This window comes from Bacillus proteolyticus (genome assembly GCF_001884065.1).
GTDB classification, from domain to species: Bacteria; Bacillota; Bacilli; order Bacillales; family Bacillaceae_G; genus Bacillus_A; species Bacillus_A proteolyticus.
In genome coordinates, this window is sequence record NZ_MACH01000160.1 from 1 (window position 1) to 15,346 (window position 15,346).

The 15,346-nt window shown below is 35.9% G+C and carries 12 protein-coding genes and 3 pseudogenes; 12 read left to right on the plus strand and 3 right to left on the minus strand.

Annotation, left to right across the window (positions count from 1 at the left end; all coding sequences use genetic code 11):
* Positions 1-539: 539 nt before the first annotated feature.
* Positions 540-977 (minus strand): 3-hydroxyacyl-ACP dehydratase FabZ, encoded by a 438-nt coding sequence (gene fabZ, locus BAQ49_RS29245; RefSeq protein WP_071748150.1) that lies wholly within the window; start codon positions 975-977, stop codon positions 540-542.
* 145 nt (positions 978-1,122) lie between these two features.
* Between fabZ and BAQ49_RS29250 the strand changes: the two genes are divergently transcribed.
* The 6 genes and pseudogenes from BAQ49_RS29250 to BAQ49_RS29275 all read left to right on the plus strand — a co-directional run.
* A complete protein-coding gene (locus BAQ49_RS29250) occupies positions 1,123-2,130 on the plus strand; it encodes a ketoacyl-ACP synthase III (protein ID WP_071748151.1) in 1,008 nt (335 codons plus the stop codon).
* 175 nt (positions 2,131-2,305) lie between these two features.
* A pseudogene (locus BAQ49_RS33790) lies at positions 2,306-2,416 on the plus strand (HAD family hydrolase); the annotation flags it as partial.
* Positions 2,417-2,749: 333 nt separating this feature from the next.
* The gene (gene plsY / locus BAQ49_RS29260) at positions 2,750-3,358 is read left to right on the plus strand and encodes a glycerol-3-phosphate 1-O-acyltransferase PlsY (RefSeq protein ID WP_116733519.1); all 609 of its coding nucleotides are present in this window, start codon (positions 2,750-2,752) and stop codon (positions 3,356-3,358) included.
* A gap of 214 nt (positions 3,359-3,572) precedes the next feature.
* Positions 3,573-3,866, plus strand: a pseudogene (locus BAQ49_RS29265) (IS4 family transposase); the annotation flags it as partial.
* Positions 3,867-4,342: 476 nt separating this feature from the next.
* Positions 4,343-4,906: an undecaprenyl-diphosphatase gene (locus tag BAQ49_RS29270; protein ID WP_071748152.1), complete on the plus strand. Its 564-nt coding sequence runs from the start codon at positions 4,343-4,345 to the stop codon at positions 4,904-4,906.
* A gap of 153 nt (positions 4,907-5,059) precedes the next feature.
* Positions 5,060-5,371: pseudogene (locus BAQ49_RS29275) on the plus strand (DDE-type integrase/transposase/recombinase); the annotation flags it as partial.
* A gap of 8 nt (positions 5,372-5,379) precedes the next feature.
* On the opposite strand, the gene iadA reads toward BAQ49_RS29275, so the two are convergent.
* Together iadA and BAQ49_RS29285 are read right to left on the minus strand one after the other, a co-directional pair.
* Positions 5,380-6,552, minus strand: coding sequence for a beta-aspartyl-peptidase (gene iadA, locus BAQ49_RS29280; protein ID WP_071748153.1), 1,173 nt, complete (start codon positions 6,550-6,552; stop codon positions 5,380-5,382).
* Between the two features lie 36 nt (positions 6,553-6,588).
* Positions 6,589-8,001 (minus strand): YfcC family protein, encoded by a 1,413-nt coding sequence (locus BAQ49_RS29285; RefSeq protein ID WP_071748154.1) that lies wholly within the window; start codon positions 7,999-8,001, stop codon positions 6,589-6,591.
* 270 nt (positions 8,002-8,271) lie between these two features.
* On the opposite strand from BAQ49_RS29285, the gene BAQ49_RS29290 reads away from it, so the two are divergent.
* The 6 genes from BAQ49_RS29290 (at position 8,272) to BAQ49_RS29315 (ending at position 15,338) form a co-directional block, all read left to right on the plus strand.
* The gene (locus BAQ49_RS29290) at positions 8,272-10,317 is read left to right on the plus strand and encodes a sigma 54-interacting transcriptional regulator (RefSeq protein WP_071748155.1); all 2,046 of its coding nucleotides are present in this window, start codon (positions 8,272-8,274) and stop codon (positions 10,315-10,317) included.
* Between the two features lie 402 nt (positions 10,318-10,719).
* Positions 10,720-11,142 carry a DUF1801 domain-containing protein gene (locus BAQ49_RS29295; protein WP_071748156.1) on the plus strand — a complete coding sequence of 141 codons (423 nt, stop codon included), beginning with the start codon at positions 10,720-10,722 and terminating at the stop codon, positions 11,140-11,142.
* Between the two features lie 351 nt (positions 11,143-11,493).
* A complete protein-coding gene (locus BAQ49_RS29300) occupies positions 11,494-12,174 on the plus strand; it encodes a FadR/GntR family transcriptional regulator (RefSeq protein ID WP_071748157.1) in 681 nt (226 codons plus the stop codon).
* A gap of 73 nt (positions 12,175-12,247) precedes the next feature.
* Entirely contained in the window at positions 12,248-12,883 is a 636-nt protein-coding gene (locus BAQ49_RS29305) for an MOSC domain-containing protein (protein ID WP_244159151.1), read from the plus strand.
* 63 nt (positions 12,884-12,946) lie between these two features.
* A complete protein-coding gene (locus BAQ49_RS29310; protein WP_071748158.1) occupies positions 12,947-14,125 on the plus strand; it encodes an MFS transporter in 1,179 nt (392 codons plus the stop codon).
* 355 nt (positions 14,126-14,480) lie between these two features.
* Positions 14,481-15,338 (plus strand): NAD-dependent epimerase/dehydratase family protein, encoded by an 858-nt coding sequence (locus BAQ49_RS29315; RefSeq protein WP_071748159.1) that lies wholly within the window; start codon positions 14,481-14,483, stop codon positions 15,336-15,338.
* The last annotated feature ends 8 nt before the right edge of the window (positions 15,339-15,346 follow it).

The window sequence follows — 15,346 nt, forward strand, 5'->3', positions numbered from 1 at the left end:
GGAGGGGTAGTTGGAAAAGTGCTTATTTCAAATATGTAACTCGCTGGCTACCTACTCTACCGCACGTACAGTATTAAGCGGGGGAAAAGATGGAGATAACTTCAAATTCTTACCTATCGTAACTAGTGAGGGTTTATCAAAATAAAAGAGGACCTGCTATGTATAGCAAATCCTCTTCTAAAATGGCAAAGAGTAACTCTTACCTTACTCTTTGCTTATATATTACATGATTGTTAGTGAAAATTCTAGACTCTTTATATTGAGAAATAAAGAAATGTTGTTTTATTGAACTATCCCCATCGCCATCAAGTTAAAATTTTATAATGCCCCCAAAACGAAAATTTTGTGTCTTTTGTAGCAACGAAGTTCATTTTTATCGTTTTGGGGGCAACCCGTTCTATTAGGTTGATCGGCATTGGGCGTTCCGAATGCTTAAGTTGATGAGCATGGAGTGGGACCCTTATTAGCAACAATACTTAGGAAAACAGCCCTTTTAAAATATGTTTTTGCTCCATTAATTTAAAGATTATAATAATCCTTTAGGATTTCTTATTGTTGTAAAGAGCGAACGTAACTTCTGCTTCACAAACAACTTCCCCATCTACCGTGGCAACAGCGTTTGCTTTTGCAATCAAACCACGAACCCTTGTCATTTCTACTTCTAAACGCAATTGATCTCCAGGGTGAACTTGTTTCTTGAAACGACAACGATCAATGCCAGCAAATAATCCAATTTTCCCTCGATTTTCATCTTTCATTAACATAATAACTGCACTTACTTGTGCCAACGCTTCTACAATTAGAACACCTGGCATTACTGGATATTCTGGAAAGTGACCATTAAAGCACTCTTCATTAGCAGTAACATTTTTAATTCCAACTGCGCGTTTTCCCTCCTCTATTTCAAGAATACGATCAACTAATAACAACGGATAACGATGTGGAATAATTTCTTTAATTTGTTGAGTATTGAACATGACTCCCTCTCCCTTTTTATATTTTCATAAGCGGATATTCAATTACCAGTATTTTCATTTTAAATCATTGACAAATATTAGTATCTGATACTAATATTAGATTATAATACTAAGTATAATTATAGTAAAGGGGGAGAAACAAGTGATGTCAAAAGCAAGGATTACAGCTATTGGTACCTATGTACCTGAAAAGAAATTAACAAATTTTGAGCTTGAGCAAATGGTCGAAACAAGTAATGATTGGATTATTCAAAGAACAGGAATTCATGAACGTAGAATAACTCGTTCTGATGAATTTACCAGTGATTTATGTGTATCTGCTGTAAAAGATTTAATGCACAGATATAATAAAAAAGTCGAAGATGTAGATATGATTATTGTAGCAACTAGCACACCAGATTTCCCATTCCCATCTGTTTCCAGCATAATACAGGATCAATTAAATATAACCGAAACAGGTGCTATAGATTTAAGTGCAGCGTGTGCAGGATTTGTTTACGCATTACATACAGCAAACAGTTTAATTTCTTCTGGACTACACAAAAAGGTATTAGTTATTGGAGCAGACACAATCTCAAAAATTACGGATTATACCGATAGAAGTACATGTATTCTATTTGGTGATGGTGCTGGTGCAGTATTAGTTGAAAGGGATGAACAATCAAACGATTTCATTGGATTTCATTTAGGAAGTGATGGAAGAGGAGCACAACATGTATATCGTTCTGGACTATCCAAAAAGGTCAATGGGATTGAGTTAATCGATACTCAATGCCTTGTACAAAATGGTAGAGAAGTTTTTCGTTGGGTTGTAAGAAATATTCCAGATAGTATACGAAAGATTTTAGAAAAAACGCAAACGAGTTTAGATCAAGTTGATTGGTTTATACCCCATAGTGCTAACTTAAGATTGATAGAACCAATTTGCGAAAAATTAGAATACCCATTGGAAAAAACCCTTTATAGCTTAGTCAATTATGGAAATACCTCTGCTGCTACAATTCCTTTAGCCCTTGATCTTGGAATTCGTGAAGGAAAAGTCAAAAATGGAGATCGAGTTCTTATGTACGGTTTTGGAAGTGGTTTAGTTCACGCAGGACAACTTTTAGAAATAAATTTTGACCAACTAATTAATGCTCCAACCCCGTTGTAATAGATTTTACATAATGATTAACAAAGAAATGAATTTGATTTTAAGAACTGGTTGCCAATTGACAACTCAGTTTTGCTTATCTTCAATTATCGGGTGCGATAGTTGAAGGTGCGAACTAGGGATTATTTATATAATGTGAGAAAGGCTGTGAAGTTATTTGAGAGGTTATAAAGCAATGCTATTTGATTTAGATGATACCTTACTTAATAGGGATAAAGCAGTAGATAAAATGTTTTTAATGATTTTAGAAAAGTGTTATAAGGACATTGGATTTTCAGAAAAAAATGAAACCCGTTAGGGTTTCTTTCGTATGCAAATCTTTAAATTCCCTACATGTATCCTCTAGAAAAAAAGAAATAACCTCTACTATAAGTGACGTTGTATGAGTTTAGGTTGATAGGGATGGGGTAGCACCACATCGCTATCAACCTAAAGAATCAATATCCCCCCATAACGAAAATTCTATTAATTATTAACTACTGATAATAATGCGTTATGTTAACCAAGCATGTATACGATATTCATAGTTTGCTACATGCTACATTCTGATAAAATGAAATAAAAGAAAATTAGAATAATTTAAAGGGAGAAGAGTGATGATTGATATTTTTAAAATTTTTTGGCCTTAGCTTTGGGCTACTTTTTAGGCAGCCTTAATACAGCGGTGATTGTAGGGAAAATATACGGAAAGGACATAAGAAACCATGGAAGCAAAAGCGCCGGGCTTACCAATACCCTGAGGGTACTTGGTAAATCTGCTGCAGTATTTGTTCTTGCTGGAGATATATTAAAAGGAATAATTGCCTGTTTTATAGGATTGTTCCTTAGCGTTTACTTTTATTCAGGAGAGGCTAAAGATTGCGTAAGCCTTTTAGCGGCAGGTGCAGGAGTGATTATAGGGCATAACTGGCCGATATATTTTGGTTTTAAAGGGGGCAAAGGAGCGCTTACGGGAGTAGCTGTGATGTTTATGATCAACTGGGTTATGGCCATTTTATGCATTTGTTTTTTTGTGACGATAGTAGTTTTTACCCGTTATGTTTCTTTAGGCACAATATGCGCTACAATGCTTTTTGCAGCGATCTCATTTGTTCCAGTTTTCGGGAATACCATATATTTTTATATATTTGCTTTCCTAATGACGTTTATAGTTATTTTCAAGCATAGAGAAAATATAAAAAGGTTACTTTCAGGAACAGAAAATAAACTTATTTTTTCGCGGCGTTGAGCATGTCGTCAAAATGGAAAAATTTAAAGTTAGTTAACCGTTTAAAACAAGAGACCACATTACAACTTCCAATAACGGTCATTATGTAAATGAGCTGTCCATATGGGCGGCTCATTGTATTTTTTGCTTAGCATGGTTTTTTCCAAAATGCTGGCGGTACCCCATGTCCATCAACCTAAGGTTTTGGTGTCCCCCCACAACGATAAAAATAAACTTGATTGCCATTCTACTCTGTTCTTCTATCATGTTTCAAATGCGCCAATTGCTCCTCATGAAGAAAAAACGAGAGCTTAGTGAGTATAAAGCCATATATATGATTAAAGACTATTTTCTTCTTCTATTCCAAACTATACAAAAAAACACCCAAGAGCTATCAAAGGTGTTACTTCGCCTGTTCAATCTCCTACAGCAAAACGGGCGGAAATCTCATCGATATGAGAAAAAAACGGTCTTTGATATATTAGCTGTCGTTTACAATTGTACCATGTCTGATAATCAAGCCGCTTAATTCAAAAAAGTGAAACCCGTTAGGGTTTATTTCGTATGCAAATCTTTCAATCACCTACACTTGCCCTTTAGAAAAAAGAAACAATCTCGCCTAAAATTGACTTTGCATAAGCTTAGCTTGATAGTGATGTGAACTACCCCCTAAATGAAAATTTTCTTTCCCTAAAGTTAGTTAGTTAGAGTAATCAGCTCATTTTTTTCGTATTGGGGAAGAATGTATTTCTTAACTTGATGGGCATGTGGCGAGCCCCTAAGTTGAACTATTAAAATAAAAAAACCTTACAAAAATGTAATGTTAATGTCACAAAATAAGATAGTACATTGTTAGTAACCCTTTTAAAATTGAATAGAATATTATTTAAAGGTAGAAAACAATGAAAAAATATAATAAGAATTTATTAGGATTTTATAAAAGTTGTTTAATAAGGTATATTTTGTTAGGATGTAACATGTTAAAGCATTAAAGGAGATTATGTAATGAATATTAAAGATTTAGATTATGAATGGTTCAACTTTATAAATAATAGAGTACAACAATATCCACTAATAGATAATGTAATGATTTTATTTGCAGAATATGTACAATATGCTTTCGTGTTACTACTCATACTGTTATGGATAAAGAATAAACCTAATTTTCGTGTAATAGCTTTTCAATCGATGGTTGCGTTTACTTTAGCGTATTCCATCAATAGAATCATTGAGATATTTATTTATAGGGAGCGTCCTTTTGTCTCACATAGCATCACACAACTCGTAGATCATGCTGCTAATTCTTCTTTTCCAAGTGATCATGCAACATCGGCTATTGTAATTGCAGCTACACTATTGTTCTCTGCATATCGTTTTAAATATACTTGGTTGTTCTTAGCGCTTGGTGTAGCTTTTTCAAGAATATGGGTAGGAGTACATTATCCATTTGATGTAATTGCAGGATGTGTACATGGATTATTAATAGCATTATTTACGCAGTATGTTGTATTTAACATACGTCCTGTTACTTCATTAATTAAAAAACCTATTTTTCAAGGGAAAAACTAGCTTTACAAATATTAAAAAGAGTCGGATCTGATGAGAAATTGCTAACATTCGCATAGGGTAATTAAACAGGAGAATAGTCAAGTAACGGAAAAATAGTTACTCAATCTTTAATTAGTTAGTACATATTGAAAAATGCTCTTTCTATAATCGATGGGTGTTTCATTGGTTCTGACTACAGATAAAGCCCCTTCTTTAATTTGTGCATTTAAAAAATTACAGAGCATAGATTTTTACAAAAATACCTTTCATCGTACAACAAAATATCTCAATAATTGCATCGAGCAAGATCATCGATACGTGAAGCGCCGTTTCGCTCGTTCCTTAGGGCTCCAAAATATTCGTCATGCCTCACGTACGATAAAAGGAATCGAAACCGTTCATGCTCTATATAAACAAAGGCGAAGACATCAAACAGACTCCGCCTTTTTAGTGTATTATGAATTGCAACAATTACTAGAAGTTTCTTATCTTTTCTATTCAAATGTTCCCTTCACTATCGGAACTTTATTTTCTACCATAAACTTGCCTTTTGCAATGACGCTGTGAATATCCAACGTTTCTTTTTCCAACAATACGATGTCAGCATCCTTCCCGGTTTGGATACAGCCCTTACTTGAAAGCTTCAGCAATTGTGCGGGATTCGTAGTAATGACTTCCAGTGCCGTTTCTAACGGAATACCTTCCACTAAAACAGATTCTCGTACTTCGTGAAATAGCGAAGATACTTTTCCGACTTGAAGGCCTGCATACTCCCCATTGTTGTCAAAGAAGGGGAGGCTGGCCTGTCCATCTGAGGAGAAGGTAATATGTCCGACCGGGACCCCATCTTCAAGCATAATACGTAATGCCTCACTGCATTTCACTTCTCCGTCCTCCAAAAATTGAGGAGTAGTACTTGTGGTAAAGTCTACGTAACCGCCTCGTTTTGCGTAATCAATACCCGCTCTGAATAATTCTTCGTTTCGGTTTATATGTGTTGGATGGAAGTGCCGAATCGGAATGTTGGTTTTATCTGCAATTTCATGCAACAATGAAAGTTTTCCCTCGCCGTCCCCTACATGAACTTCTAATATGCCAGCTTTTCCTGACAGAATGCCGCCATTGCGTGCGGCAGTGGCGACTTTAACTATCTCCTCAAATGTAGGTTCTGATGATCTATGGTCGGAGATAGCAATCTCTCCAACACCGATAATTTTGTCAATTAAAATAATATCATCTTCGATTTTTCCCGTCAGCGTTTTTACTGGCACTTGATAGGAGCCTGTGTGAATGAAACAAGAAACTCCCTCTTCTTCAAGTGCCCGCGCCTTGGCAAGCAGACTTTCCATTTTACGTGTTGTCCCGTCAGTACCGAGTAAACCGACTAGTGTTGTAATACCTGCAGTTGTAATATCAGTGAGCATCAGCTCAGGTGTGCGGGTTTTGAATCCGCCTTCTCCGCCTCCACCAATAATATGAACGTGTGAATCGATAAATCCTGGAACAACCAAAAGATTTGCCGCATCAATGACTAGAATAGGAGCAAAGTTGTTAGGAATTGCGATTCTATCATCTATGAATGCGATTCTATCATCTGCAATTAATATGTCTTTCCGTCCTAGGTAGTTGGGTGCGTATACTTCTCCATTTTTTATTAAGGTAATCAATTCTTTTTTCCTCCTGTCAATACTTTTCGTTTTATATCAGAATGGACCATATCCTATGAAGTGAGCTATGATAACAGCTACTAATCCGATGAGATAGTGAATGAACACAAGTGGCAGAATCCACTTTGCCCACTTTGTCCAAGAAATTCCTGCAATCGCCAAGCCTGCCATTAAGGTCGTAGCGGTCGGAAAAATCATATTTCCGATTCCATCAGCAAAAGAGAAAGATAACACTGCAGTTTGGCGTGTAATACCCAATAAGTCTGCAAGTGGCACCATAATCGGCATTGTCAGCATCGCATGACCAGTGCCAGATGCTAGAACAAAATGAATAAGAGCTTGGAAATTGTACATGCCAACAACGCTTAAATAGTCCGGAATATGCTTGATTGATACAGATAATTGATGCAGCATAGGGTCAACGATATGTCCCTCATTCAATACAACAAGAATGGCGCGCGATACACCAATAATCAAAGCACCGCCGAGCAAGGATGCAGAGCCGTTGATAAAGGAGTTAACAATCTGATCTGCAGATAGTTTTCCAGTGATTCCAATTATTATTGTCAATAAAAGGAATAAAGATGTGATTTCTGTAATGTACCATTGGAATTTGATTACACCAAACGCCAAAACGATATAATTAATTACAAAAGCTCCTAAGATGAACTTATGTCTTGTTGTTAACTTCCCACTTGATTGCAGTAATTTTTCCGCGTCTTCTTTTATATACTTTCCGTAAATTCCTATAGAAGGATTTTTCTTTACCTTCATAGCGTAACGATAGATATAAAGAACTGAAACAAGGTAGATGATAACAAATAAAATAAAACGAAACACTATGCCTGAGAACATTGGTAATTCTGCGATTCCTTGGGCAAGTCCTACTGTGAAAGGATTCATGATGGCAGTTGTAAAGCCTGACAATGCTCCTACTATGACGATAGCAGTTCCTGTAATTGCATCAAATCCCAGAGCCAGCGCCAGAGGAATGATAAGTGGAAGGTAAGCCAGAGTTTCTTCCGCCATCCCCATTAAAGAACCACCTACAGCGAAAAATAGCGTCACGGCAGGAATCAATAGTTTTTCACGCGTCGCCAACTTCCTAGCCAATGTAGCGATAAGCATATCAACCGTACCTGTTGCTCGTAAGACACCAAAAAAACCGCCGATAATCAACAAGAAAAATATAATATTGCCGGCTTCTACCATTCCCGTATGAACAGCTTTTATCATATCGAAAAATCCGACCGGAGTTGATGCTATCGATTTAAAAGAATTTGGGTCTACAGTTGTCCGGTCATTTACTTCAATCCGTGCATATTCTCCGGTCGGCAAGAAATAAGTTAATAGGGTCGCTATTACGAGAATGCCGAACAGCAATACAAAAACATTAATTTTTTTCTCTTTTTGTCCAAGCGAAACAGTCTGTTCGTGTAGTTGGCTCATATGTGTTCCTCCTTTGTATTTAAAATAAATGGCTTGAAATAGAATGCTTACCAAAGTGCCGCCAATAGACTATGTTCTCTTTCGCGTATTCTGCTGTTTACCTCCTTTTCATAACCTCGGACACTTCATCGATTTATATATGCAATATCTGTGCCAGTATTAATAGATTGATTTTTAAGGGGATTTTTATGGTAAGATTCGAGTTTTTGGTTTTTATTGTTCCTTTTTGGCGATATAATAGAACCAATTTAAACGTAGGCAGGTGTTTTAATGTCAAAATTTTCACTTACACTCATAGCTGGAAGCTCAAAAACAAAGCAAGCCTTACAGGAGCAACTGGAACAATTGCTTGGAGACTATGTTCATATTAAAAGCTATGCTGCGGATGAGGGAATACCGCAGTCCCTTGAAGATACAATTATCTTGTATTCATCAGCTTCTGTTTATGATCAAACAAATGATATGTATAGTGTGAATGCTGAGGAAATAATTGTGGGAAAGAGAACAGTTCATCATGAATATATTGATAAACTTTTAAGAATACCTGAAGATTCATCAGTTCTGGTGGTGAATGATAATGATGATGCAACTATAAATCTTATTGAATCCTTATATCAACTTGGTATCGATCATATTCAATTTATCCCTTTTCGGAAGGGGGTATTGTTTTATGATGATGTTCGAATTGCCGTTTCGCCAGGAGAAACACATCTGTGCCCTTCTTACATAAAAGAAGTAATCGATATAGGCGTACGTCTTTTTGATATGACAACAATCCTGGAGGTTGTAGAATGTTGCGGTTTGAACAAGGAGATATCCTCGAAGGTCTCAGAAAGGTATATTAGCAATATCATTGAATTACAACGTAAGCTATTACATGCAGAGCGGGATGCTAAGCAGATGAGCGAGCATATCCAAAATGTGTTGGGAACTGTCGATGATGGAATATTGGTCGTTAACCAGGAAGGACGGATTACGGTAATCAATGAACGTCTTACGGCATTGTTTCATATTGTGGCACAAGATGTGGTTAATGAGCATATAGAACATGTGATGAGCCGTCGGGATATTACCGATTTCATCATGAATGGAAAGGATGAAAGCAAGTTCTTCAACATAGATGGCGTGGATGTCGTAATTTTTCGATTGCAAATGGTGCAAGAAAATACAATTGTCGCAACTTTTAAGAGTGTACATCAAGCCTTTGAAATTGAAAAAACAGCGCAAAGAGAAATGCGTAATAAAGGATTTCATACTAAATACGGATTTCAGGATATTATCGGCGAACATACTGTAATGAAAGAGCGTAAGCGAATCGCCAAGAAACTTGCCTTATCAGAACATCCAATTTTAATTCAGGGTGATACAGGAACAGGAAAAGAACTGTTTGCCCATGCTATTCATGAGCATTCATTGCGAAAAAACGGACCGTTTCTGGCTGTAAACTGTAGCGCATTAACAGAGAACCTGCTTGAAAGTGAATTGTTCGGTTACGAAGAAGGGACATTTACAGGAGCACAAAAGGGGGGCAAGAAAGGTCTGTTTGAATTAGCTGATAACGGAACTATCTTTTTGGATGAAATCGGCGACATAAGTCTTACAGTTCAATCACATCTGCTGCGCGTTCTGCAGGAGGGAGAAATCCGAAGAATCGGCGGTGTAAGAATTATACCTGTTAATGTTCGAGTGATTACCGCAACAAATAAAGATCTTCAAGAAAAGATACGTGCCGGTTCATTCAAAGCCGATTTATTTTACCGACTGAATGTACTTAATCTCTGTATTCCACCACTCATTGAGAGAAGGGCGGATATACCAATTTTGATTAAGCATTTCATCACAAAGAGTGGAAAATGGGTAAAGATAGAACAAGATGTACTAGAGTATTTCATGCAATATGAATGGCCTGGAAATATACGAGAACTAAAAAGCACAATTGATTATATGCTAACGATTTGTGAGGGAAATGTCGTGACGAAAGGAGATCTTCCGTCAATGCTGGGACAAGAGGGGGGTAGCATGACATCCGAATATTCCATATGTGGAAGTATACTGGAAATGAAGGAGCATATTTTTATCTTGGAAGTAATCAAGCAATGCAACGAAAAAGGAAAAGCGGCAAGCAGAGATCTGCTTTCAAGTAAAAGCAAAGAATCAGACTTTATTTTATCTCCTCAGCAAATTCGCCGCCGCCTGGATATTTTAGAAAGTGAAGGATTCGTCGTAAAAGGCAGAGGACGGGCAGGTACAAAGATCACTGATGCAGGAATAGAGTATTTGTATTTTCTTAAGACAAAGTATGCTGTGTATTGCTAAAGAAATCATTCCTATATTTTGATTGTGAAAGGAAAAGATATAATTAGCCATTACTAAAAGGGATAATACTAACATATAAATTTTTTAGGTATTGCGCCATGAAAGATGGTTGATATTAAGCCATCTTTTATTTTTAATTATGAAAATGAAATTTGAAATCATAATTTTCAATCCATATTTGGCTGTAGAGACGAATAAATTTCACGTACCGTATCTTATATTAATAAAAAAAAGTCAGTAATACAGGGATTTTAAGTGATTCAATTATCATTATTCCCATAATGGACAGAAAGGTATAAAAGGAATCAGTTAGCATTTTAAAGTTAAGAGACATGTATGATGAGCACTATATTATAATTATTTATGTTATGAAACCTATGTCTAAAAAGGAGTGATTTTAATATGTACAAACTTAAAACAAAAGAAACTAACAATAGTGTAATTGAATTTATTGAAAGTGTTGAAAATCTTAAAAAACGAGAAAACGCATATCAATTATTAGATATATTTACTGAAACAACAGGTTATACAGCAAAAATGTGGGGACCAAGCATTATCGGCTTTGGAACATACCATTATAAGTATGCATCTGGTCATGAGGGAGATGCTCCATTAGTAGGCTTTTCCCCAAGAAAGGCTAAAATTAGTTTATATTTTGCAGCTGGTGATCCTAAGAGAGAGGAACTATTAAAAAGCTTTGGAAAATACACCTCTGGAAAATCGTGTATTTATATTAATAAAATGGCAGACATTGATAGCGATGTTCTAAAAGCGCTAATCAAACAATCTGTAAGTTTTTTGAAGGAAACGTATCAAAATCATTAATGAATTTTATAGAATTACTTTGAACATTTTCCTAGAGTGCCCCTTCATACCCAAAATCGTGTCCGTATTCCTTAAGGTGTAGGTATCAACATGGGAGGACGATAAAAATATTATGTTAACAATGTAAGGTGTCACAAATTTTTAATATATTAATGTGATTGAATAAGGTAACACTGGAGTAAATGATTAGAAACGCCAAATTAGAGAAATAAAGAAGTCTCAAAAACGGAGTTTTTTGAGATGAATCATAATCATGTCATTATCAATGAAAGATTAAATTGTCTAAAAATGACATTGTCAAAGTAACTTAAATTGGTTATCATAAAAACGAATAAAACAGGAGATGAGCAGATGAATACAAACTCAAAAAAGTCTTTTTCGAAAGTTTCTCATAGGAAGTTAGTGGATGAGGTCTTAGAACGTCTACAAGAAAAAATTTTTTCTGGTGAGTACGCAGTAGGCGATCGACTTCCTACAGAGCCACAATTAATGGAAGAGCTAGGCGTAGGACGCTCGACGCTAAGAGAAAGTATAAAAATCTTAGTACATGCCGGCATACTAGAGGTTCGGCAAGGACACGGTACTCGTATTGTATCACTAAGTATGGTACAAGATTCATTTGAAAAACGGTTACAAGATGCCAATATAGACCATGTGTATGAAGCAAGAAATATGTTAGATAAAGAAGTAGCTATGCTGGCTGCAAAACGCCGCGATGAGGAAGACCTTTTACTCCTAAAAGGATATTTAAATAAGAGGAAGAACGCTTTTCACGAGGGAAATTATTTAGAATATATAGATGCAGATATTCAATTTCATCTATCTATTGCAAAAGCAAGTAAGAACCAGGTTATGTTGGATTTGTATCAATCATTTGTACCCGTTCTTCGTCATATCCTAACCCAATTGATATTAAATACAAATGACTATCAAGACAACTCTGTTATTCATGAAAAATTGTTCCAGGCTATTTCAAATCAAAATGCAGAGAAAGCACAAACATACGCTATTCAAAATTTGGAGCTGAAATAAGCTCCTTAAATAACAACTAAAAACATCAGATGATATTATGAATTATGAAGGGAGATAGAAAATGTCATGAACTATTTTTCAAGTAAAGTCCATCAATATTGGCAAAGTTGAAAATCTAAGCTATGGAAAAACTGTTATTTCAACAGCGATAAGAAAGCGTTCTGTCCAAGGAAGGATTTTTTTAACGAAAATAGGTTTACTTGGAGATGAACAAGCCTATAAAGACCATGGCGGAAAAGATAAAGCTTTGTGTGTGTATTCTTATAATCGTTACGCCTATTGGAACAATATAATCCATAACATGATAGATGATTCACTCTTTGGAGAAAATATCACGGTATACGGTTTGACTGAAGAAAAGGTTCATATTGGGGATATCTTCGCTTTCGGAGAAGCAGTCATACAGGTTTCCGAGCCAAGGAATCCATGTTATAAGCTTGCTAAAAAATATGACGTTCCTAATCTAGCGTTTGAAATGCAACAAACAGGATATACCGGTTTCCTATGTCGAGTGCTACAAGAAGGTAATGTGTCGGCAAGTGATTGTTTACAACTTGTTTCATCGCATCCTAAAAGGGTATCGATTTCACAAGTCAATCATGTTAAATTCCACAATAAATACAATAAAGAAGCACTAGATAGAATTATTGAGGTGGATGCACTATCGGACAGTTTAAGAGAGTTACTATTGAAACGATTAAATAAATAATTACACCGTAAAACATCAGATGATATACTCAATATTGATGTTTTGAGAGAGGAGATATACAATTTGAAAAATAGAAAACGAACCTATATCTATATATTGGCATTATTTTTTGCTTCTATTAATTTACGTATAGGAATCACATCAATCTCACCTTTATTAGAGACAATTCGTCAGGACTTAAACATGAGCAACTTTTCCGTTAGTTTTCTGACATCTATTCCCGTATTATGTATGGGTGTGTTTGCATTACTTACAGGTAAGGTGAACAAGAAGTATGGAGCAGAAAAGGCAATTTTAGCTTGTCTTATTTTAATTGGAGTTGCAACATGTATGAGAGCTTTTACTTATTCAGTTCTCACATTGCTTATTAGCTCTCTATTTATTGGTATTGGTATTGCGGTTGCTGGTCCATTGCTATCTGGATTTATTAAGGAGAAGTTTCCTACTAAGATTGGTTTAATGATAGGAGTATATTCAGTTGGAATGGGAACAGGTGCTTCCTTAAGCGCAGGGATGACTATCCCTTTACAACATGTATTGAAAGACTCTTGGAATATGGCACTTGCATTTTGGAGTGTGTTTACCATTGTTGCTCTTCTCTTCTGGTATCCCGTTATGAGACTAGATAAAACTACTAAAACACATAATAAACAAAACAATATATTACCATTAAAAAATAAGAAGGTATGGTTGTTTACAGTCTTTTTTGGACTGCAATCAGGTATTTTTTATTGTATTACCACTTGGCTTGCTCCAGCAACTCAAAGTGTAGGGTTAAATAGTCAGCAAGCTGGAACTCTGGTTACCGTCTTTACATTTGTTCAAATGGTATGTAGCTTTGTCATTCCAACTTTAGCGGATTTTTATAAAAATCGAACATTTTGGTTATTAGGTAGTGTGTGTGTTGTGGTAATAGGTTTGTCACTCATGATATATCCATTGACTACAGCATGGATCCCTTCTATTTTACTTGGAATTGGGCTTGGTGGGTTATTTCCGTTGGCTCTTATGTTACCGTTGGATGAAACAAATACACCGGAAGATGCAAGTGCATGGACTGCCATGATGCAGTCAGGAGGATATATGATTGGTGGACTTATTCCTGTTTTAGCAGGTATTATACGTGACTTTTCTCAAGGTTATCAACAGGTGTTTCTCATGATATTATTTTTAAGCGTGATTTTGTTCATTTTAACTTTAGTAATGAATCAGAGAAAAGTAGAAACTAAGGTCTTACAGTGATATCCAGTTGTTATAATAAAAACTTAGAGTAGGCTTTTCCTTAGAGTAGCAAGCCCATATTCTTTTTTATCGAATTTGCTTAGCGTATATTTTCGTTAAAATGTGGGTGGTACCCCATGCCCATCAAGTTAAAATATCATAATATCCCCAGAACGAAAAATTTTTACTTATTAATCATTTTTATCGTTTTTTGGAAAAACATTATTGTAACCATGACTTTATAAATTTCACACAAAACTCAGGACTTGAAAAAAATTTTGGAATTCCTTTAAATAGTGTCACACATTTTAGAGCTTAATTGTCTTATTTATGGAGATGAAAAATCTTGTACTTATTATATTTAGGAGGCTTATTTATGAAAATATTTCTTGCTGGTTCTACAGGTGTTATCGGACGCTCTTTAATTCCCATGTTGGTACAAAAGGGTCACGAGGTTTTTGGGATGATTCGATCAGAATCGAATGTTGAAATGATTCAAGAGATGGGAGGCATACCAGTGGTTGCGGATGCCTTTGACCGAGATAATGTTTATGCTGCCTTAAATGAAATAAAGCCTGATGTTGTGATTCATCAACTTACGTCCCTAAATAGCGAAGATGTGAATGAAAACGCTAGGATAAGAAAAGAAGGGACTCGGAACCTTGTAGATGCTGCTATTTGTGCTGGGGTAAAAAAAATTATTGCCCAAAGTATCTCTTGGGCATACGAGCCTGGTAACACGCTTGCTACAGAAGAGACGCCATTAGATATTAATGCCCCGTTACCACGTAAAATAACAATTGATGGTGTGCTTGCCTTGGAGGAAAAGGTATCTCAAATGCCTGAGTTTGTTATTCTTCGCTATGGTACATTATATGGTCCGGGAACTTGGTACTCAAAGGATGGTAAAATTTCCACGCAGCTACGTAGACAAGAGTTATTCGCAACGAATGGGATAACATCTTTTCTACATGTTGAAGATGCAGTGAAAGCAGCAGTATTAGCATTAAATTGGCCATCAGGAATGGTAAATATCGTAGATGATGAACCAGTGAAGGGTACCGTTTGGCTACCCCATTTTGCTGAAGTAATTGGGGCTCCTCGTCCCAAATTACAGGACTCATATAATCCATGGGAACGTGGAAACTCAAATCGTAAAGCAAAAAATGAATATGGCTGGAAACCAACCTATTCCTCATGGAAAGAGGGATTTAACACGATAACCAACTATTAACAAGAAAT